Annotated in this window: 16 protein-coding genes and 1 pseudogene; 6 read left to right on the top strand and 11 right to left on the bottom strand. The window is 71.8% G+C overall.

The window, feature by feature from the left end; genetic code table 11:
* Nucleotides 1-168: 168 nt before the first annotated feature.
* Nucleotides 169-1,866, top strand: a pseudogene (locus JW592_RS25035) (ATP-binding SpoIIE family protein phosphatase); the annotation flags it as partial.
* 123 nt (nucleotides 1,867-1,989) lie between these two features.
* On the opposite strand, the gene JW592_RS25040 reads toward JW592_RS25035, so the two are convergent.
* From JW592_RS25040 to JW592_RS25055, 4 genes are all read right to left on the bottom strand, one after another.
* Complete coding sequence (locus JW592_RS25040; RefSeq protein WP_307805535.1) at nucleotides 1,990-2,793, bottom strand: DeoR/GlpR family DNA-binding transcription regulator; 804 nt, start codon at nucleotides 2,791-2,793, stop codon at nucleotides 1,990-1,992.
* Entirely contained in the window at nucleotides 2,780-3,652 is an 873-nt protein-coding gene (locus tag JW592_RS25045) for a class II fructose-bisphosphate aldolase (protein ID WP_209267485.1), read from the bottom strand. Before JW592_RS25045 ends, JW592_RS25040 begins: the two co-directional genes overlap by 14 nt.
* Before the next feature lie 115 nt (nucleotides 3,653-3,767).
* Nucleotides 3,768-4,661, bottom strand: a complete 894-nt coding sequence (locus JW592_RS25050) for an SIS domain-containing protein (RefSeq protein WP_209267486.1) — start codon at nucleotides 4,659-4,661, stop codon at nucleotides 3,768-3,770.
* 136 nt (nucleotides 4,662-4,797) lie between these two features.
* The gene (locus JW592_RS25055) at nucleotides 4,798-5,313 is read right to left on the bottom strand and encodes a DUF1203 domain-containing protein (protein WP_209267487.1); all 516 of its coding nucleotides are present in this window, start codon (nucleotides 5,311-5,313) and stop codon (nucleotides 4,798-4,800) included.
* Nucleotides 5,314-5,570: 257 nt separating this feature from the next.
* Here JW592_RS25055 and JW592_RS25060 point away from each other — a divergent pair, with 257 nt between their 5' ends.
* The 4 genes from JW592_RS25060 (at nucleotide 5,571) to JW592_RS25075 (ending at nucleotide 11,461) form a co-directional block, all read left to right on the top strand.
* Entirely contained in the window at nucleotides 5,571-6,764 is a 1,194-nt protein-coding gene (locus tag JW592_RS25060) for a CaiB/BaiF CoA transferase family protein (protein ID WP_209267488.1), read from the top strand.
* A gap of 8 nt (nucleotides 6,765-6,772) precedes the next feature.
* Nucleotides 6,773-7,915 carry an acyl-CoA dehydrogenase family protein gene (locus JW592_RS25065; protein WP_209267528.1) on the top strand — a complete coding sequence of 381 codons (1,143 nt, stop codon included), beginning with the start codon at nucleotides 6,773-6,775 and terminating at the stop codon, nucleotides 7,913-7,915.
* A gap of 74 nt (nucleotides 7,916-7,989) precedes the next feature.
* A complete protein-coding gene (locus tag JW592_RS25070; protein ID WP_209267489.1) occupies nucleotides 7,990-9,204 on the top strand; it encodes an acetyl-CoA C-acetyltransferase in 1,215 nt (404 codons plus the stop codon).
* 73 nt (nucleotides 9,205-9,277) lie between these two features.
* Complete coding sequence (locus tag JW592_RS25075) at nucleotides 9,278-11,461, top strand: 3-hydroxyacyl-CoA dehydrogenase NAD-binding domain-containing protein (protein WP_209267490.1); 2,184 nt, start codon at nucleotides 9,278-9,280, stop codon at nucleotides 11,459-11,461.
* Nucleotides 11,462-11,560: 99 nt separating this feature from the next.
* On the opposite strand, the gene JW592_RS25080 is transcribed toward JW592_RS25075, so the two are convergent.
* Nucleotides 11,561-12,349 (bottom strand): MerR family transcriptional regulator, encoded by a 789-nt coding sequence (locus JW592_RS25080; protein WP_209267491.1) that lies wholly within the window; start codon nucleotides 12,347-12,349, stop codon nucleotides 11,561-11,563.
* Between the two features lie 120 nt (nucleotides 12,350-12,469).
* On the opposite strand from JW592_RS25080, the gene JW592_RS25085 reads away from it, so the two are divergent.
* Nucleotides 12,470-14,329, top strand: a complete 1,860-nt coding sequence (locus tag JW592_RS25085; protein WP_209267492.1) for an AMP-dependent synthetase/ligase — start codon at nucleotides 12,470-12,472, stop codon at nucleotides 14,327-14,329.
* Between the two features lie 47 nt (nucleotides 14,330-14,376).
* On the opposite strand, the gene JW592_RS25090 is transcribed toward JW592_RS25085, so the two are convergent.
* From JW592_RS25090 to JW592_RS25115, 6 genes are read right to left on the bottom strand one after another with little or no spacing between them, the layout of a single operon-like run.
* Entirely contained in the window at nucleotides 14,377-15,639 is a 1,263-nt protein-coding gene (locus JW592_RS25090; RefSeq protein ID WP_209267493.1) for a cytochrome P450 family protein, read from the bottom strand.
* Nucleotides 15,636-16,928, bottom strand: coding sequence for a cytochrome P450 (locus JW592_RS25095; RefSeq protein WP_372446567.1), 1,293 nt, complete (start codon nucleotides 16,926-16,928; stop codon nucleotides 15,636-15,638). Before JW592_RS25095 ends, JW592_RS25090 begins: the two co-directional genes overlap by 4 nt.
* Nucleotides 16,925-17,566 (bottom strand): GTP-binding protein, encoded by a 642-nt coding sequence (locus tag JW592_RS25100; protein WP_372446568.1) that lies wholly within the window; start codon nucleotides 17,564-17,566, stop codon nucleotides 16,925-16,927. The genes JW592_RS25095 and JW592_RS25100 overlap by 4 nt, the downstream gene beginning before the upstream one ends.
* Entirely contained in the window at nucleotides 17,547-17,909 is a 363-nt protein-coding gene (locus JW592_RS25105; protein ID WP_209267495.1) for a DUF742 domain-containing protein, read from the bottom strand. The genes JW592_RS25100 and JW592_RS25105 overlap by 20 nt, the downstream gene beginning before the upstream one ends.
* The gene (locus tag JW592_RS25110; RefSeq protein WP_209267496.1) at nucleotides 17,906-18,349 is read right to left on the bottom strand and encodes a roadblock/LC7 domain-containing protein; all 444 of its coding nucleotides are present in this window, start codon (nucleotides 18,347-18,349) and stop codon (nucleotides 17,906-17,908) included. The genes JW592_RS25105 and JW592_RS25110 overlap by 4 nt, the downstream gene beginning before the upstream one ends.
* The gene (locus JW592_RS25115; RefSeq protein ID WP_209267497.1) at nucleotides 18,346-20,196 is read right to left on the bottom strand and encodes a sensor histidine kinase; all 1,851 of its coding nucleotides are present in this window, start codon (nucleotides 20,194-20,196) and stop codon (nucleotides 18,346-18,348) included. The genes JW592_RS25110 and JW592_RS25115 overlap by 4 nt, the downstream gene beginning before the upstream one ends.
* Nucleotides 20,197-20,347: the final 151 nt, after the last annotated feature.

A 20,347-nucleotide genomic window follows, 5' to 3' on the forward strand; every position in this document is an offset into this window, starting at 1 on the left:
CCCGAGTCCCCGGAAGCCGCAGCGAGCCCGGATCTGATCCATCATGCGGAAGCCCAGCTCTCCGGCTCTGTCGGTGCGGCGTCGGCGCGGCTTGTGGTCGACGCTTTGGTCGGAGAGGAGCAGATCCGCCCCGATGAGGTGATGGAGATGATCGGCGAGGCGTCGCAGAGGGTCGAGCTGATCCGGCAGCGGCTGGAGTTCCTCTACGACGCGACCAGCGCCATCGGCACCACCCTGGATGTCACTCATACGGCCGAGGAGCTGACACAGGCGGCGGTTCCGCGTTTCGCGGACTACGTCACCGTCGACTTGGCCGAGCCCGTGCTGCGCGGCGACGAACCAGGGATGAACGGCAGCGTCTCCGGCGGCGGTACGCGAATGCGGCGCGCTGCCGTCGGCGGTATCCGCGAGGACGTTCCCTTCTTCTCCCTCGGCGAACTGATCACCTTTGTGCCGTCGTCGCCCACCGCCCGCACCGTCGAGAGCGGGCAGGCGATTCTGGTGCCCAGGCTGCGTGACTCCCCGGGGTGGCAGGAGGTGGATCAGGCGCGGGCCCAGCGCATCCTCGACTTCGGAATCCACTCACTGATCACGGCACCGCTGCCCGCACGCGGCGTGCTGCTGGGAGTGGCCAACTTCTGGCGCGCGGACGGCTCCGACCCCTTCGAGCAGGACGATCTCTCCCTGGCGGCGGAACTGGCGGCCCACGCCGCCGTGTCCCTCGACAACGCACGCCGCTACACCCGCGAGCACGGCATGGCCGTGGCACTTCAGCGCAGCCTGCTGCCCCGTGCCCTGCCGGAACAGAACGCCGTGGACGTCGCCTACCGCTACCTCCCCGCGCAGGAGGGAGTCGGCGGCGACTGGTTCGATGTCATCCCCCTGCCGGGCGCCCGCGTCGCCCTGGTGATGGGCGACGTGGTCGGGCACGGGCTGCACGCCGCCGCCACCATGGGTCGGCTGCGCACCGCAGTGCACAACTTCTCCTCCCTCGATCCGCCGCCCGACGAGCTCCTGGGCCACCTCGACGAGTTGGTCACCCTGACCGACCAGGAGGCCGCCGCGGCCGGCAGCGAGACCACCATCACCGGCGCCACCTGCCTGTACGCGATCTACGACTCCGTCTCCCGCAGCTGCGCCATCGCCAGGGCCGGCCATCCGGCACCCGCCCTCGCACACCCCGACGGCACAGTGGAGTTCCTGGACGTGCCCTCGGGTCTTCCCCTCGGCATCGGCGGGCTGCCCTTCGAATCCATCGAGCTGCGCCTGCCCGAGGGCAGCAGGCTCGTCCTGTTCACCGACGGCCTCATCGAGCGCCGCGGGCAGGACATCGATATAGGGCTTCGACTGCTCCGCGAGACCCTCTCGGGAGCGGACCAGTCACCCGAGCAGACGTGTGACGCCGTGCTCGACGCCCTCCTTCCGGAGGTCCAGAGCGACGACATCGCGCTGCTCGTCGCCCGAACCCGCGTGCTGGGGGCCGGACAGATCGCAGAGTGGGACGTGGAGTCGGACCCCGCGGCCGTTCACCGTGTCCGCGCCGCCGTCTCGGCACGGCTGGTGGAGTGGGGACTGGAGAGCCTCGCTGACACCACGGAGCTGATCCTCAGCGAGCTGATCACCAACGCCATGCGCTACGGCGTCGGGCCCATCAAGGTGCGGCTGCTGCACGACCGCCTGCTCACCTGCGAGGTCTACGACCGCAGCCTGACCTCGCCGCATCTGCGCTACGCGGCCACAATGGACGAGGGCGGACGGGGTCTCTTTCTCGTTGCCCAGCTCACCGCACGCTGGGGCACCCGCTACACCGAGGACGGGAAAGTGATCTGGGCCGAACAGGCCGTGCCGGGGACACCCGGTAGTTGATCTGAAAGCAGACGAGCCGATCGGTCGCGCCGCCGCCAGGGCTCGGGTGCTGTCCCGTGCGCCGCCGGGGCCGGGACGGATCGTCGGAGCGTACCGGGAGGCCGACGCAGCGTCCCGTAGCGCTCAGTCGTCCGGGTCCGGCTCCGCCAGCACGGTGGTCAGCCCCCGCTCCTCGAACCGGCGGCGGGCGGCATCCGGGATGCCGCTGTCCGTGAGGAAGGTGTCGAACAGCTCAGGGCCGCCGATCCGGGCGAAGCAGCGGACGCCGACCTTCGAGGAGTCGGTGACCACCACGGCCCGCTCAGCGCGCTGCGCCATCAGTCCGTTGATCCGCCCCTCCGACTCGTCGTGCACCGTTGCGCCTTCCTCGGGGTCCATCCCGTTGGCGCCGATGAAGGCGATGTCCACGGTGATCTCGCCCAGCACCAGCTCGCTGTACGGGCCCGTCAGCTCGAACGTCCGGGAGTGCGCCACCCCACCCGTCAACACCGTCTTGACCTGCGGCCGTACCGCCAGCTCATAGGCGATGTTCAGCGCGTTGGTCACGATCGTCAGCTGCGGCTGCGGGCCGGGCTCGGCCAGATCGGGGCGGGTCGTCAGCGCCCGGGCGATCTCCGTGGTCGTCGTCCCGCCGCTGAGCCCCACCACGCTGCCGCGCTCCACCATCGCGGCGGCGGCCCGGGCCAGCGACTGCTTCGCGCCCGTGTGGTGCCCGCGCTTGTAGCGGATCGGCAGGTCGTAGGTCACGGCGCTGAGCACCGCGCCACCCCGGGTGCGGGTGAGCAACTGCTGCTCGGCCAGGGCGTCCATATCGCGCCGCATCGTCGCCGCCGAGACCTCCAGTGCGGTGGCGGCCTCCTCCACCTCCACGCTGCCGCGCTCACCCAGCAGTTCGAGCAGAGCGTTCATCCGCTCATGGCGCTTCACCTGACGTCGTCTCCTTCTTCCGCCCCTCGCCCCCGAGCACGTGCAGCAGCCGCGCCGCCTCGCCGCGGACCGCGTCCCGCGCCGGGGCGACGTACTTGCGCGAGTCGATGAGCGCGGGATCGGCCTCCAGTACCTTACGCACGCCCTGGGTGAAGACCGAGACGAGATGCGTCGATATATTGATCTTGGTCATCCCTGCCGCGATGGCCGCTCTCAGCTCCTCGTCGGGAACCCCCGAGGAGCCGTGCAGCACCAGCGGTACCGGGAGCTTCTCCCGCAGGCGCCCGATCAGCTCCAGGTCGAGCTTCGCCGTGCGCTCCCGCATCGCGTGCGAGGACCCCACCGCGACGGCCAGCGCGTCCACGCCCGTGGCCGTGACGAACGCCAGCGCCTCGTCGGGGTCGGTCCGCACCCCGGGGGCGTGCACCCCGTCCTTCCCGCCGACCTCGCCCAACTCCGCCTCGACGAACACCCCCCGGTCGTGGCACCAGGAGGTCAGCCGCGCGGTCGTCGCCACGTTCTGGGCGAAGGGCAGCGTGGAGGCGTCGATCATCACCGAGCCGACACCGGCCGCCACCCCCTGCCGGATCAGGTCGGCATCGGTGATGTGGTCCAGATGCACCGAGACAGCTGTCCGCGCGGCTTCCGCCAGCGCCAGGGCGGCACGGGTGACCGGCAGCAGACTGCCGTGGTAGCGCACACAGTTCTCGCTGATCTGCAGGATCAGCGGAAGGCCGGTCTGGTCGGCGGCCGCGACCAGCGCCTCGGCGGTCTCCAGATGGATGACGTTGAACGCGGCTGCGCCGATGCCCGCCGCGTGGGCGTCGGCGACGATCGAGGAGGTGGGAACCAGGGGCATCGAGGGGCTCCTTGGACGGGCGGGACCGGCGGGCTGGACGGTGCGGGACCGGCGGGCCGGACGGGGCGGGCGGACGGCGACCGGCGCGGGGGTGTACGGACGGAGCGGGTGGGAGTCAGCCGTCCAGCATCACCGAACGGGTGAGGCTGCGGGGGTTGTCCGGGTCCAGCCCCCGCACCCGGGCCCGCTCCAGCGCCACCCGGTGGATCAGCACCAGATCGGCGAGCGGGTCACGGGCGTGGCACACGAACCGGCCACCGGTCGCCGTCACCTCGCCCTCCAGCCCCTCCGGTGCCTCACCGAACAGCCAGGTGACCCGCCCGGGCGCGGCGATGGCTATCGGCCCGTGCCGGTACTCCATGGCGGGGTAGGACTCCGTCCAGCTCTGGGACGCCTCCCGCATCTTCAGCGCGGCCTCGTTGGCCAGTCCGAAGGTCCACCCCGTGCCGAGGAAGGTGAACTGCTCGGCCTCCAGCCACTCCTGCTCCAGCGGGACGGCCAGCGCCTCCTCCGCTTCGCCCACCGGGCCCGCCAGATCCTCGCCCAGATGTGCCCTCAGCAGTGCCAGGGCCGAGGTGGCGAAGCGGGTCTGCACCACGGACTTCTCGTCGGCGAAGGGCAGCGCCACCGTCTCGTCCGACAGCGGTGTCGCCGGAGTGTCCGGGTCGCCCAGCACCGTGACCGTGGGAATGCGGCCGCGTACCGCCTCCAGTACGCGCAGCACCTCTGTCGTGGTGCCGGAGCGGGTGATCGCTACCACCGCGTCGTACCCCCGGGCCTCGCCGAGGAAGGCTTCCGAGGCGGCGAACGCGTCCGTGACACCCAGCCCGGCCCTCTCGCGCAGCGCCGCGTACGACTGGGCCATGAACCACGAGGTGCCGCAGCCGACCACGGCCACCCGGGCGCCCGCCGCAGGAAGAGGGGTGTCACCGGAGCCGATCCTGGCCGCCGCCCGCCAGGTCTCCGGCTGGCTGCGCAACTCCTGCTCCATGTACGCCGTCTCGCTCATACCTGGGACCCCCTCCTGAACCGGAGCCCCTGGGCCCGGTGCGTAAAGCTGCGTGAAATCTCTGACTTTCACGCAACTTTACGCATCACCCGGTCAGCTGTCCATCCCACTTCCGGGGGACATGCCTCCCGGCGGCTCAGCGGGCGCCGGCCCTCCGGGTCTCCAGCTGGAAGCAGCCGAACTCGACCGCCCGTACGTGCACGGCCGCCACCCGGGGGTCCTCGTAGACCCGGGCCAGTCCCTCTTCCAGTGACTCGGTCCCCTCCTGTTCCTGGTCCAGCAGCAGCCCGCCCAGGATGTGGCCCTGCGCCGAGTAGGCGCGCAGAGAGCGCCGTTCGCCGCGCAGCGCCTCCGGATAGCCGCCGTCCGGGGCTCCCGCCCAGCCGCCGCAGTCGTGCGGGTGGATGAAGACGGGCCCCACTTCGTCGTAGGGGCCGGGGTCCGCTCCCGTCTCCTGTGCCCAGCGGCGCAGCGGGGCATAGGAGACGAGGGCGAGGGTCTCGCCCGGTTTGCTCCGCTCCAGGCAGCAGCGCAGCGGGTTGCCGCCCTCCTCGTCCACCACCCGGCGTGGCGGGGCGCCCGCGTCGTCGCGTGTGCGCAGTTCGGCCAGTGTGCGGGGCGCGATCGCCCGGATCTCGTAGCTGGTGTCCATGCACCCAGGCTGCTCCGCTCCCCGCCGGGTGCGCTGGCGGCTTTCGGCCGTGGCTTTCGGCGCGGGCGTGCATGTGGCCGAGCCGGCGGCTGTGCATGGCCGTGCCGCTGCCCGAGCCGCTGCCCGAGCCGCTGCCCGAGCCGGTGTCCCGCGGGATGCGGCCGTCCCCCGGCGTCCCCGCGGGGGGTTGTGGATTGCCGGGGCTGTTCATAGCATCACCGGTGTTACATCAGTTGTGTCACAGCGCTGGGGGCCCGATGGCAGCAGCGGAAGAAGACGCCGGAGCCCCCGCCGGGGGCCCACTGGCCGGGGTGCGCGTACTGGAGCTGGCCGGGATCGGACCGGGCCCCTTCGCCGCCATGACGCTGGCCGATCTGGGCGCCGACGTCGTCCGTGTCGACCGCCCCGGGGGCGGTGCGCTCGCCGTCGCGCCGGAGTACGACGTCACCAACCGCAACAAGCGCTCGGTCGTCCTCGACCTCAAACAGCAGACGGGAGTCGCCGCAGCGCTCTCCCTCGCCGAGCGCGCCGACGTCCTGATCGAGGGGTTCAGGCCCGGCGTCGCCGAACGGCTCGGCGTCGGCCCCGAGGTCTGTCTGGCCCGCAACCCGCGCCTGGTCTACGGCCGGATGACCGGCTGGGGCCAGGACGGTCCACTGGCCCAGCGGGCCGGGCACGACATCGGCTACATCGCCGTCACCGGAGCGCTCGGCATGACAGGCCCCGCCGAGGGCCCGCCCGTCGCACCCGCCAACCTGCTGGGCGACTACGCGGGCGGCTCCCTCTACCTCGTCATCGGCGTGCTGGCCGCGCTGCATCACGCGCGCGGTCCGCAGGGCGCGGGCCAGGTCGTGGACGCGGCGATCGTGGACGGTACGAGCCACCTGACGGCGATGATCCAGGGGCTGCGCGCCGCGGGCAGCTGGCGCGACCGCCGCGCCGCCAACCTGCTGGACGGCGGCTGCCCCTTCTACGGCACCTACGCCACCTCCGACGGCGGTTACATGGCCGTCGGTGCCCTGGAGCCCGCGTTCTACGCGGAGTTCGTCCGCCTGCTGGGCATCGCAGACGAGGCCCCGCCCCGCGAGGACCTCACAGCCTGGGAGGAGCTGCGGCAGCTGATCGCCGCCCGGTTCGCTTCCCGTACCCGCGCCGAGTGGACGGCGATCTTCCAGGACACCGACGCCTGCGTCGCGCCGGTGCTCTCGCCGGCCGAGGCGCCGTCCCATCCGCAGCTGGCGGCGCGCGGCACCTACGTCGAGCACAGCGGCATCACCCAGCCGGCCCCGGCGCCCCGGTTCTCCGCCACGCCCACCCGTATCGCCTCGGGTCCGGCCGAGCCGGGCGCGCACACGGCCGAGGTCGCCCGCGACTGGGACGTCCCTGCCCTGACGGCGTACGCACCCGCCGCACCCGCCGCGTCCCGCGAAGGAGACCACCCCACCCCATGAAGCATCAGATGAAGCGGCAGATCTTCACCGAGGACCACGAGGCGTTCCGGCAGACCGTGCGCACCTTCCTGGCCAAGGAGGTGGAGCCCCACTACGCGCAGTGGGAGCAGGACGGTGTCACCTCCCGCGATGTGTGGCGCGCGGCGGGCCGCCAGGGGCTGCTCGGGCTCGCGGTCCCCGAGGAGTACGGCGGCGGGGGAGAGCCGGACTTCCGCTACGCCGCCGTCCTCGCCGAGGAGTTCACCCGTGCGGGTGCTCCGGGCCTGGCCATCGGGCTGCACAACGACATCGTCGGCCCCTACCTGATCTCCTTGGCGACCGACGAGCAGAAACAGCGCTGGCTGCCGGGGTTCTGCACGGGCGAGACCATCACCGCCATCGCCATGACCGAACCGGGCGCCGGCTCCGACCTCCAGGCCATCCGTACGACGGCCGAGGACAGGGGCGACCACTGGCTGCTGAATGGCTCGAAGACGTTCATCTCCAACGGCATCCTCGCCGACCTGGTGGTGGTCGTGGCCAGGACGACGCCCGAGGGCGGGGCGCACGGTATGAGCCTGCTCGTGGTGGAGCGCGGTATGGCGGGCTTCGAGCGCGGCCGCAACCTGGACAAGATCGGCCAGAAGGCGCAGGACACCGCCGAGCTGTTCTTCACCGACGTCCACGTGCCCAAGGAGAACCTGCTCGGGGAACTCAACGGCGCCTTCACGCACTTGATGACCAACCTCGCCCAGGAGCGGATGGCCATCGCCGTCTCCGGTATCGCCGCCGCCGAGCATCTGCTGGAGCTGACCACCGCATACGTCAAGGAGCGCACCGCGTTCGGGCGGCCGCTCGCCAAGCTCCAGCACATCCGCTTCGAGATCGCCGAACTGGCCACCGAGTGCGCCGTCACCCGCTCCTTCCTGGACCGCTGCATCGCCGACCACGCCAAGGGGGAACTGGACGCGGTGCACGCCTCCATGGCCAAGTGGTGGGCGACCGAACTGCAGAAGCGCGCCGCCGACCGCTGCCTCCAGTTGCACGGCGGCTACGGCTACATGAACGAGTACCGGGTCGCCAAGGCGTTCACCGACGGCCGGATCCAGACCATCTACGGCGGGACCACCGAGATCATGAAGGAGATCATCGGCCGGTCCCTGCTCAACTGAACCGTCCCGCTGCGGCCGCGCCCCCGCGCCCCCTGTAAACCGCACCCTCCGCCCCGTACGAAAGGCACCCCCTCGTGAGCTCAGAAGCGTATCTGTACGAGGCCATCCGCACCCCGCGAGGGCGCGGCAAGGCCGATGGCGCGCTGCACGGCACCAAGCCCGTCGACCTCGTCGTCGGCCTCATCGACGAGCTGCGCCGTCGGATGCCCGAGCTGGACCCGGGGGCCATCGACGACATCGTGCTGGGTGTCGTCAGCCCGCTGGGCGACCAGGGCTCCGACATCGCCAAGATCGCAGCTCTCGCCGCAGGACTGCCGGACACCGTCGCGGGCGTCCAGGAGAACCGCTTCTGCGCCTCCGGTCTCGAAGCCGTCAACATGGCAGCGGCCAAGGTCCGTTCCGGCTGGGAGGATCTGGTGCTGGCGGGCGGTGTGGAGTCCATGTCCCGGGTGAAGATGGGCTCGGACGGCGGCGCCTGGTTCAACGACCCGATGACCAGCTTCGAGACCGGCTTCGTCCCGCAGGGCATCGGCGCCGATCTGATCGCCACCCTGGAGGGCTTCAGCCGCCGCGACGTGGACGAGTACGCGGCGCGCTCCCAGGAACTGGCCGCCGAGGCGTGGAAACAGGGCCGGTTCGAGCGCTCCGTGGTCCCGGTGCGGGACCGCAACGGACTCACCGTCCTCGACCACGACGAGCACATGCGCCCCGGCACCACCGTCGACACCCTCGCGGGCCTCAAGCCGTCGTTCGCCGCCATTGGGGAGATGGGCGGATTCGACGCCGTCGCGCTGCAGAAGTACCACTGGGTCGAGCGGATCGACCACGTGCACCACGCGGGCAACTCCTCCGGCATCGTGGACGGTTCGGCGCTGGTCGCCGTCGGCAGCGAGGAGGTCGGCAAGCGGTACGGGCTGCGCCCCCGGGCACGCATCGTCTCCGCCGCCGTCTCCGGTGCGGACCCGACCATCATGCTCACGGGACCGGCACCGGCCTGCCGCAAGGCCCTGGCCAAGGCCGGGCTGACGGTGGACGACATCGCCGTCGCGGAGATGAACGAGGCGTTCGCGGCCGTCGTCCTCCGGTTCGTCAAGGACATGGAACTGCCCCTGGAGAAGGTGAACGTCAACGGCGGCGCCATCGCCATGGGACATCCGCTGGGTGCAACGGGCGCGATGCTGCTCGGTACGTGCATCGACGAGCTGGAGCGCACTCAGCAGCGGTACGGGCTGGTCACGCTGTGCGTGGGAGGCGGCATGGGCGTCGCCACCGTGATCGAGAGGGTCTAGCCGAAGCAGCTCCCCGCACCGCCCTCTCCCCGCACCTGAGAAGACCTGCCCCTCACCTGGAGACGAGACACCCATGCCTGAATCCACCGCGTCGTCGACCATCCGCTGGGACAAGGACAGCGACGGGATCGTCACCCTCACCCTCGACGACCCCGACCAGTCCGCCAACACCATGAACACGGCCTTCCGGGCCTCCCTCACCGCCGTCGCCGACCGGCTGGAGGCCGAGAAGGACGAACTGCGGGGCGTCATCGTGACCTCCGCGAAGAAGTCCTTCTTCGCGGGCGGCGATCTGCGACTGCTCATCGCGGCGCGCCCCGAGACCGCCCAGGAGGTCTTCGACTACGGCATGCAGGTCAAGCGCGACCTGCGCCGGATCGAGACCCTCGGCGTACCGGTCGTGGCGGCGATCAACGGCACCGCGCTGGGCGGCGGACTGGAGATCGCGCTCGCCTGCCACCACCGGGTCGCGCTCGACGCCGAGGGCGCGAAGATCGGCTGCCCCGAGGCCACCTTGGGCCTGCTCCCCGCGGGCGGCGGCGTCACCCGTACGGTACGGCTGCTGGGCATCACGGACGCGCTGCTGAACGTGCTGCTCCAGGGCCAGCAGTACCGGCCGGGCAGGGCCAAGGAGGTCGGCCTGGTCCACGAGGTCGCCGCCACGCCAGAGGAGCTGACGGCCGCTGCCCGCGCCTTCATCGAGGCCAACCCCACGGCGCGGCAGCCCTGGGACGTCAAGGGCTACAAGATCCCCGGCGGTACACCGGCGCACCCCAGGTTCGCGGAGAACCTGCCCGCATTCCCCGCCAACCTCAAGAAGCAGACGGGCGGCGCGCCCTACCCCGCGCAGCGCAACATCCTCGCGGCGGCCGTCGAGGGCGCCCAGGTGGACTTCGAGACGGCGCAGGTGATCGAGGCCCGCTACTTCGTGGAGCTGGCCTGCGGACAGATCTCCACCAATATGATCCAGGCGTTCTTCTTCGACCTCCAGGCCGTCAACGCCGGCCGCAGCAGGCCGCAGGGGATCGCCGAGCGCAAGGTCGCCAAGGTCGCCGTGCTGGGCGCGGGCATGATGGGCGCCGGTATCGCCTACTCCTGTGCGAAGGCGGGCATCGAGGTGGTGCTCAAGGACGTCTCCCAGGAGGCAGCCGAGAAGGGCAAGGCGTACTCCGCCGGACTGCTGGAGAAGGCGCTCTCACGCGGGAGGACCACCGAGGCGAAGCGGGACGATCTGCTGGCCCGGATCACGCCCACCGCCGACCCGCAGGCGGTGGCCGGGTGTGACGCGGTGATCGAGGCGGTGTTCGAGGACCCCGCGCTCAAGCACAAGGTGTTCCAGGAGATCCAGCACCTCGTGGCGCCAGAGGCCCTGCTGTGTTCGAACACCTCCACCCTGCCGATCACCTCGCTCGCCGAAGGTGTGGAGCGCCGGGGCGACTTCATCGGACTGCACTTCTTCTCACCCGTCGACAAGATGCCGCTTGTCGAGATCATCAAGGGCGAGGAGACCGGGGACGAGGCGCTGGCCCGCGCCTTCGACCTGGTGCGGCAGATCGGCAAGACGCCGATCGTCGTCAACGACTCGCGGGGCTTCTTCACCTCCCGGGTCATCGGCCACTTCATCAACGAGGGCGTCGCGCTGCTGGCCGAGGGCGTGGACCCGGCAACCGTCGAGCAGGCCGCGGCACAGGCGGGCTACCCGGCCAAGGTGCTCTCGCTGATGGACGACCTCACCCTCACCCTGCCGCGCAGGATCCGTGACGAGACCCGGCAGGCGCTGCGCGCCGAGGGCAAGGACCTGCCCGCACACCCGGCCGACACCGTCCTGGACCGGATGGTGGACGAGTTCGGCCGGACCGGACGCAGCGGCGGCGCGGGCTTCTACGACTACGACGAGAGCGGCAAGCGCCTCGGGCTGTGGCCGGGGCTGCGCGAGCACTTCGCCAGGGAGGGCGGCGCCGATATCCCGTTCGAGGACATGAAGGAGCGGATGCTCTTCTCCGAGGCGCTGGATACTGTGCGGCTGTTCGAGGAGGGCGTGCTCACCACCGTCGCCGACGCCAATATCGGCTCCATCATGGGCATCGGCTTCCCCGCGTGGACCGGCGGCGTGCTCCAGTACATCAACGGCTACCAGGGCGGGCTGCCCGGATTCGTGGCCCGCGCCCGTGAGCTGGGCGAGCGCTACGGAGAGCGGTTCGCGGTGCCCGCGCTGCTCGCGGAGAAAGCCGCCGGGGGTGAGACCTTCAGCGACTGAGGGTCCGCGGTTCGCTTCTGATCAGGGGGTGCCCCTTTCGGTCGTTCGCGGGCTGCGGGTCGTTTGTGGTCGCTCGCGTGGTTCCCCGCGCCCCTGGGGTTACCTCCCGGCCGGAGGCCGGGGGAGGGGCGCGGGGTCCGGGGGGAAGACCTCGCGCAGTTCCTCCTTCATCGACCGCTGGAAGGCCGTCACCAGGGCCTGCACCACCATCGGCTGCATATGCGCGGAGAGCGACTTCATCCGCTGCAGCCGCTGCGGGTCCGACTCCACGCCCCGGTACGGGTCCCACACCTCGCGCTTGAAGAGGCGGCTCAGCTCCCGCGCGGCCGAGCGGGTGTGCTCCATCATCACCTCGCGCGCCGCCAGGATCGCCTCCTGCGAGATCGGCACGTCCAGCAGCCGCACCCCCAGCTGCACCAGCGCCGGATCGACGCGGAAGACCTCGGGGTCGTCCGTACGGGCCAGGACGCTCATCGCCTCCAGCCGCTCCAGGTCGTCGTCGGTCAGCTCCCGGCCGACGCGGCCCTCCAGTTGCACGCGGGTCGTCTCATCGACCGTGTCCGGCATCCAGGAGGCGACCACCGCGCGGTGGATCGCCAGATCGTGGGCGCTGATGTCGTCCGGGAGCCGCTGCAGATAGCGCTCGATGGCGGCCAGCGTCATGCCCTGGTTCTGCAACTCCTCGATGAGTGCCAGCCGGGAGAGGTGCTCGGGGCCGTACCGGCCGACACGGCGGGGGCCGATCGTGGGCGGCGGCAGCAGGCCCCGCGTGCTGTAGAAACGGACTGTACGCACGGTCACACCCGCGCGGGCCGCGAGCTGGTCGACGGTGAGCTGGCCGGTGGGCCCTTCCACAGGTCCGTCCACCGGCCCGTCCTGTCGCTCCATTGGCCGCGCCTCTCTCACTGCGGCACCACGGGGGTGCCGACCGTACCGATCATGTTCAACAGTATTGCTGTCTCACCACTCTTGTGAAACCTTCGGCCCACCTTCACGCGCGGAGGTGTCATGACGACGATCCTGCGGCTGACCAAGGACCCGTCCGAGCTGACCGTCCCGGACCTGCTGCTGCGCAACGTCCACGACCACGGCGACCTGCCGGCCCTGACCTGGTACCGCGACGGGCGGTACACGGCCGACGCGCGCACCACACTCACCTGGGCCGAGGCCCGGCACCGGATCGCCGAAGTGGCCGCCGGACTCGGCGCGCTGGGCGTCACCCGGGGCGAACACGTGCTGCTGATGATGGACAACCGGCCCGAGCACTGGCTGACCGACCTCGCCCTCGTCCACCTGGGAGCCGTCCCCGTCACCGTCTACAGCACGGCGGCACCCGAGCAGATCGCCCATATCGCCCGGCACTCCCGCGCCCGCCTCGCCGTCGTCGGGGGCGCCGAGGAACGAGCCCGCTGGGAGCCGCTGCTGGCACCCGAGGGAGAGGACGAGAAGGCTCCAGGACACCTCCGGCGGCTCGTGGTTGCCGACGCGGACGCCGTGGGCCCGCACACCCCCTGGCGCTCCCTGCCGCGCCCGTACGCGCCCGCCGCCTTCGAGGAGACCTGGCGCCGGGCGTGGGCCGAGGACCCGGTGACCGTCGTCTACACCTCGGGCACCACAGGAGACCCCAAAGGCGTGGTCATCAGCCACCGCAATGTCGTCCTCAACGGCATCGCACTGGACGGCATCGCCGAGCTGCCCGACCACGCCGATCACATCTGCTACCTGCCCTTCGCCCATATCGCCGAGCGGATGCTGGGCATCTACCTGCCGGTCCTCCGCGCCTCGCACGTCCATCTGTGCCCCGACCCCGCACAGGTGGCCGCGCTGGTGCGGGAGCTGCGCCCGGCGGAGTTCTTCGGGGTGCCGCGCGTATGGGAGAAGCTGGCCGCGGCGCTACGCGCCCGGCTGGAGGCGCTGCCCGAGCCGCGCAGGGCCGCCGTGGCGGAGGCGGCGGAAGCGGCCCGCGCCCAGGTGCGCCGCCGGGAGCGCGGCCTCCCGCAGGAGTCCGGGCCGGAAGCCGCGTACGAGAAGGCCCGCAGCGAGGTGCTCCAGCCGCTGCTGGCGCCCTTCGGCCTCGACCGGCTGGTCTGGTCCGCCAGCGCCTCGGCGCCGATGCCGCCCGATGTGCTCGACTTCTGGGCCGGCCTCGGTGTCCCGATCATGGACGCCTGGGGGCTGACGGAGACGACCGGCGCCCTCACCCTCAACGGCCCCGCCGCCTTCCGGCTCGGCGCGGTCGGGCGCCCGCTGGAGGGCACCGAGATCCGTACGGCCGAGGACGGGGAGATCCTGGTGCGCGGCTCCACCCTCTTCACCGGCTATCTGCGACCCGACGGTTCGGTTGAGCCCGGCACCGACGCGGACGGCTGGTTCGCGACCGGCGACATCGGGCGGATCGACGAGGACGGCTTCCTGTGGCTGACCGACCGCAAGAAGGAGATGATCGTCACCTCGACCGGGAAGAACATCTCGCCGGCGCTGGTGGAGAACACCCTCAAGGAGCACCCGCTGATCGGCCAGGCCATGGTGCACGGCGACGGCCGCCCCTACCTGGTCGCCCTCCTCGTCCTGGACGGCGAGACGGCGCGGGGCTGGGCGGCCCGCAACGGGATCGACGTACCGCCAGGGCTCGCGCCGGAGGCGATCGCCGGGGCGCTGGCCGGGCACCCGGCCGTACGCGCCGAGGTGGACCGTGCCGTGGCCGCAGCCAACGCCCGCCTCAGCCGCCCCGAACAGGTCAGGCGCTACCACCTGCTGGAGCGCGAGTGGACCGCGCGGACCGGGGAGCTGACCCCGTCACTCAAGCTGCGCAGGAAAGTCGTCCGGTCCCGTTACCGGCAGGTCATCGAGCGGCTGTACGCAGGCTGATGAGGGGGTTGCCTTGCTCCCGGCGGGGCACGCCCTCAACCGAGTCGCTACCGCAGCCGCACCGGAAGCTCGTAGAGCTCGTTCTGGGTGATGGCGGGCTTGTTGCGGAGGTCAGCCGGGTCCGCCGCGAGGTCAAGACCCGGGAAGCGGTCGAACAGTGCCGGGAGCGCGACCAGCGCCTCCAGGCGGGACAGCGGAGCGCCGGGGCACACATGGGGGCCGTGGCCGAAGGACAGATGCCGCGTGGGCTCGCGGGTCACATCGAAGCGCTCGGCGTCGGCGCCGTGGTGCCGCTCGTCCCGTCCGATCGCGCCATAGGCGATGATCACCGCGTCGCCCTGCTTCATCACGGTGCCGCCGACCTCCACATCCTCCGTCGCGAAGCGGATCAGCACATGCGTGGTGGGCGCGTCCCAGCGCAGCGTCTCCTCGATGGCCGCCTCCCAGCTCACCTCGCCGGAGCGGACCAGGGCGAGCTGGTCGGGATGGGTGAGCAGCGCCCGCACCGCGCTGACGATCAGGCTGATCGTCGTCTCGTGCCCAGCGGTGATCAGCACCTGGACGGTGGCGACGATCTCCTCGTCGCTGAGCGAGTCGCCCTCCTCGGCGGCCGCCAGCAGCGCGCTGGTCAGGTCGTCGCCGGGGGCCTGCTTCTTCTGGGCGACCACGGCGGTGAACAGCGACCCCAGCTCCGCGATGATGCCCTGCACCTCCTCGGGCGGGGTGACGCTGGAGAAGAAGCCGTCGTAGAGCGTGCGCAGCCGCGGGATCTGGCCGGTGTCGATGCCCAGCAGCTCGCCGATGACGGCCATCGGCAGCGGGTAGGCGTAGGCGGCCTTCAGATCGACGCGGCCCGCCGCGTCCGCCGACTCCGCCAGGCCGTCCAGCAGTTGGTGGGTGATCTCCTCGATGCGGGGCCGCATCGCCGCCACCCGGCGCGGGGTGAGGGCCTGCGCGGTCAGGGTGCGCAGCCTGCGGTGTTCGGGGCCGTCGAAGGTGAGCATGCTGGGGCCCGGGTCTGCGAGCCCGATCAGCGGCCAGGTCTGCGCGATCTCCCCGCGCTGGTAGGCGGCCCAGTGGTCGATGTTCTTCACGAGCCTGCTGTCGGTCAGTAGCTTGCGGGCCTCCGCGTGGTGGGTGACCGCCCATACCCGTACCCCGCCCGGCAGTTCGACGGACGCGAGCGGTCCCGCGGCGCGCAGCCGTGCGCCCTCGCCCGCCAGATCGCGTACCAGCGGGTCGAGCACGATCACCTCGTCCGCGGCGTCCCCGCCGTCCGGGCCGGTTCCGGTGACGGGACACGACGTCATCTGTAGACTCCTGCGGCGCTCGTGGGGGTCGGGGTGAAGCGGACGGGAAGCGAGGCCAGCCCGCGCAGGAACGGCGAAGAGCGCCAGACCAGGGCGTGCGCGCTGACCGCCAGCTCGACGTCGGGCAGCCGGTCCAGCAGCACCTCGATCCCGGTGCGCGCGATGCCCTCGGCGATGTCCTGCGCGGGGTAGGGGCAGCGGTGGTCGCCGTGCCCGAAGGAGAGGAAGGCGCTGTTGCCGCCGGTGAAGGACGTGCGGTCGGGGCGCACCTGGGGATCGGCGTTGGCGGCGGCGAAGCTGAGCATCAGCAGGTCGCCCGCGGCGATGTGCCGCCCGGCGAGCTGGGTGTCGCGGGTCGCCCAGCGGCCCGCGATGTTCTGGCTGGGGGTGTCCTCCCACAGCACCTCGTTCATGGCCTCGGCGACGCTGTGCCGGCCTCCGGAGAGGGAGGCGGCGAAGCGGTCGTCGGTGAGCATCAGCCGCAGCGAGTTGCCGATCCAGTCGGCGGTCGGCTGGTGGCCCGCGACGAAGTTGACCATCATGTCCTCGAGGATCTCCTGGAAGGAGAAGTCCGAGGAATAGTCGTGGTGCAGCATCCGCGATGCCACCCCGGCTGCCGGGGCTTCGCGCCGGGAGGTGAGCAGGCCGCTCATCGCGGCCTGGACCCGGTCGCGGCCCCGCAGCGCGTCGGGGCCGCCGTCGACCAGCGCATTGATGCCGGGCACCAGTTCGGCGCCCGCCTGGTCGGAGAAGCCGTAGAGCTGTGCGAGTACCAGCGCGGGCAGTTCCTTGGCGTAGTCGGCGATCAGGTCGGCCGAACCCCGCCCGCACAGCCGGTCGATCAGCTGGTCGGCGAACCGCTCGGAGCGGTCGCGCAGTTCGAACGGGTCGACGGCGGCGAGCGCGTCACTGACCAGCGCCGAGCGCCGGTGGTGCCGCTCGCCGACCGTGTAGAGGATCGACGGCTGCTTGCCGACCATCGGCAGCAGCGGCCAGTCGGCCGGGATGTTCGGCCACTGGTTCCACAGCCCCGAGTCGCGGCTGAAGAGCGCCGAGTCGGAGGTGATCCGGTGCAGCTCCCGGTAGCCGAGCACCAGCCAGCAGGGTACGTCACCGGGCAGCACGACCGGGGCGATCGGGCCGTGCTGCTCGTACATCTCCCGGTACAGCCGGACCCGGTCGTCGTTCTGGAAGCGCGGCCCCATCAGGGGAACGGCGTCGCCGCCCTGGTGCGCGGGGCAGCCGGGCGGCGGTGCCTGGGTGACGCTGCGCTGCTGCGGGGGTGTCACAGGGGGTCCTCGGAAGCGGAACGCGCGGTGGACAGGGCGTACAGGTGGTGGACGAGGGCCAGCAGTACGTCCTTGCTGGACTCGCGGGAGCGCGCGTCGCACTCGACGAGCGGGATCTCAGCGGGCAGATCGAGCGCCTCGCGCACCTGTTCAGCCGTGTGTCGCGGGCCGCCGAAGTCGTTGCTCGCGACGATGAACGGCGTACCGTGCGCCTCCAGCCGGTCGATGGCGTACCAGGAGTCCTCCAGCCGCCGGGTGTCCACCAGGACGACGGCGCCCAGGGTGCCGGAGAAGAGCCGGTCCCACAGGAACCAGAACCGCTCCTGGCCCGGCGCGCCGAACAGGTACAGCACCGTCTCGTCGTTCAGGCTGATCCGGCCGAAGTCGAAGGCGATGGTGGTGGTCGTCTTGCCCTGCACGGCCGAGAGGTCGTCGACGCCCTCACCGGCGCGGGTCATCGTCTCCTCGGTGTTCAGCGGACGGATGTCGCTGACGGCCCGCACCATGGTCGTCTTGCCGACGCCGAAGCCGCCGACGACCACGATCTTCAGCCCCTGTGCCGCCGTGCTGAGCAGTGGCGGACGGGCCTCGGCGCCTGCAGTCGCCACCGAATTCCATTCAGATGTTGCGGAGTCCAACGAGCACCTGCTTCAGGATGTCGGGATCGGGCAGTGCGTCAGCGGTCTGGGCCCGCCGCGGGTGACGGGCGGTGATCTTCCCCTGGGCGAGCAGGTCGCCCAGCAGGATGCGGACGACGCTCACCGGCAGGCCCAGATCGGCGGCGAGTTCCACCACCGCGGTGGGAAAGCGGCAGATACGGAGGATCGCGGCGTGCTCCGACTGCATGCCGCGGACCGGGGCGCTCTCGCTGACCACGAGCGTCACCAGGTCGAAGGTCTCGGCTCCGACCGTGGAACGGCTGCGCCCACCGGTCACGGTGTACAGCCGGTCCGGGTCCTCGTCCCGGCCCGGCCGGGTCATACTGCTCCGCCTCCGTCTGCCGGGCCGCCGCGGCCGTCGCCCGTGGCGGACTGGCGCGGCGGTGCGCTGAGGTACTCGCTGAGCTGTTCGATCAGCTCGTTCATGTTGTGGCCGATGAGGCCCACGTCGGAGTCCTCCTCGGCGACGACGGCCAGATGTGCGCCGTCGCCCGCCTCCACGACGAACAGGATGCCGCCGTAGAACTCCGCCATCGCCTGGCGGACACCGCCGTTGCCGTTGCCGAACTCCACGGAAGCCCCGTGCGACAGGCTCTGGATACCGGCCGAGATGGCCGCGAGCTGGTCGGCCTGGTCGATGGAGAGCTCCGGGGTACGGCACAGTTTGAGGCCGTCCCGGGAGAGCACGAGAGCGTGCCGGGCGCCCGGCGTGCGCTCCAGGAGGCTTTCCAGCAACCAGTCGAGCTTGCTGTCAGTGATCATTCGGTGTCGTCCTCCGAGAGGGAAGAGGAGCGGGTGGGGGAGGAGGCGGAAGGCAGCGGGTTCCGGCCGGTTTCTTCCGAGTCGCCGGCGCCCTGTACAGCCCGGCGGAAGTCGCCGAACCGCGCACCGGAGGGGCGCTTCCTGCCGGAGGCTGCCGGGTCGGCCGCGGCCCCTTCTCCGGCGTCCGGTGCGGTCCCGCGCTCGGAGCCGGTGCGCTCCGTCCGGGACGAGGCGGCCGAGGCCCGGGCGACGGCGGCGAGGGTCTGCCCCCGCCGCCGTTTGGGCAGCCCGCTCTCGCCGTACTCCTGGGGTGGCGGCGCAGCGGTCGCATAGGCGCCGCTCTCCCGCTGGTCGTGGCCCTGGGCGCCCTGCTGCGCTGTGTCGGCCGGCTCCGGCTGCCGGGCGTGGCCGGGGGCCGGACGAAGAGGGCCGGCAGCTGCGACGGAGGATTCGGGGGCGGCCCCGGCCTGCTCGGCGGTCGCGCCGGACCGGTCGGCCGCCAGGGGCCCGGGCTCGGCGCTCCGGGGCACGGCGCGGGGCGCCTGCGCGGGCTGGGCCACCGGGGGAGCCGAGGGAATGCGCTCCTCGCGGCGCGGCTCGGTGATCAGCTCGCGCGGGATGCGGACGAGCACTCCCGTCCCGCCGTGCGCGGAGGGCCGGAAGGAGACGGACAGGCCGTGTTTGCGGGCCAGCCGTCCCACCACGGCGAGACCGAGCCGGGTGCCCGACAGCGTGGCCAGGTCGCCGTGCTCCCCGGTGACGGCCTGCTGGGCGCGGCGCAGCGCGACCTCTCCCATCACCAGGCCGCCGTCCTCGACGGTGATGACCGCACCGGCGGCCACCTCCTCGACGTAGACGTGCACCTCGGAGGTGGGCGGGGAGAAGTTCGCGGCGTTGTCCATCACCTCGGCCAGCAGGTGCATCACGCCCTCGGCCGCGTGCCCTGCGACGGCGACCTCGCTCGTCGAGTGCAGCCGTACCCGCTGGTAGCCGCTGATCCGGCCCATGGCGCCGCGCAGGATGGACTCCATCACGATCGGCTTGGCCCAGCGGCGGCCCGAGCGCGCGCCGGTGAGTACGGCGATGGAGTCCGCGATCCGGCCCATCTGCGCGTTCCGGTGGTCCAACTGCAGCAGGTCGGCCAGTACGTCCTCGTCGGCGTGCCGGTGCTCCATCTCGCGCAGGTCGGCAGCCATGCTGGTGGCCAGCGCCTGCACCCGTCCGGCCGCGTTGGCGCAGGCCGACATCGCGGCGGCGCGCATGTTCTCGCCCTTGTGGACCTCGCGCGCCAGGGTGACCAGTACGCGGCGCTGGGTCTCGGAGGTCACAGGGGGAGCGTCGGCCAGCGCGGTCTCGGCCGAGCCGCCGCTCCGCAGCCGGTCCACGACGGCGGGGACGATCGCGTCGGCGAAGTGGTCGTCGGCGGCCTCCCGTTCGGCTCCCCGCGCGTGGGCCGCCGCCAGCGCGGCCCGCAGCGAGCGGCTGGTGAGCCGGGCATGCGCCGCCACGGTGACCGCGACGCACAGCACCACTCCGGCCGCACCGGCGCCCCAGGCGACCTCGGCGCGCGCGGAGGAGTCGCTGAGGTACACGGCGATCACACACGCGAGACCCGCGACCACGACGGAGACCAGCAGCGCCAGCGCCGTACCTGTGGCGGTCCCGGTGCCTGTGGTGGCTCCGGCGCTGGTGGCGGACCCCGTGCCGGTGGCGGTTCCGGTACCGGCGGTGGCCGGCCGGTCCGCGCCCGTGACCGGCTGAGTGGTGCCCGTGGCCGGCTGCGCGGCGCCGAGAGCCGGTTGGCCCGCGCCTGCGGCCGGTGGCGGTGATATCTCGGGGGAGGTCATCAATCAGGTCCTAGGGGACGGAGCCGGGCAGAGGCGAAGGCTGAGCCGCAGCCCTCCGATCAACGTCGCACCAATATAGGCCAGTTAGTGATCACTAAGTGCCAGAGGGGTGTTCCGGTTCACACACCCACTCGCCTTCCGTCACACCGGC

This window comes from Streptomyces spirodelae, assembly GCF_017676385.1.
GTDB classification, from domain to species: domain Bacteria; phylum Actinomycetota; class Actinomycetes; order Streptomycetales; family Streptomycetaceae; genus Streptomyces; species Streptomyces spirodelae.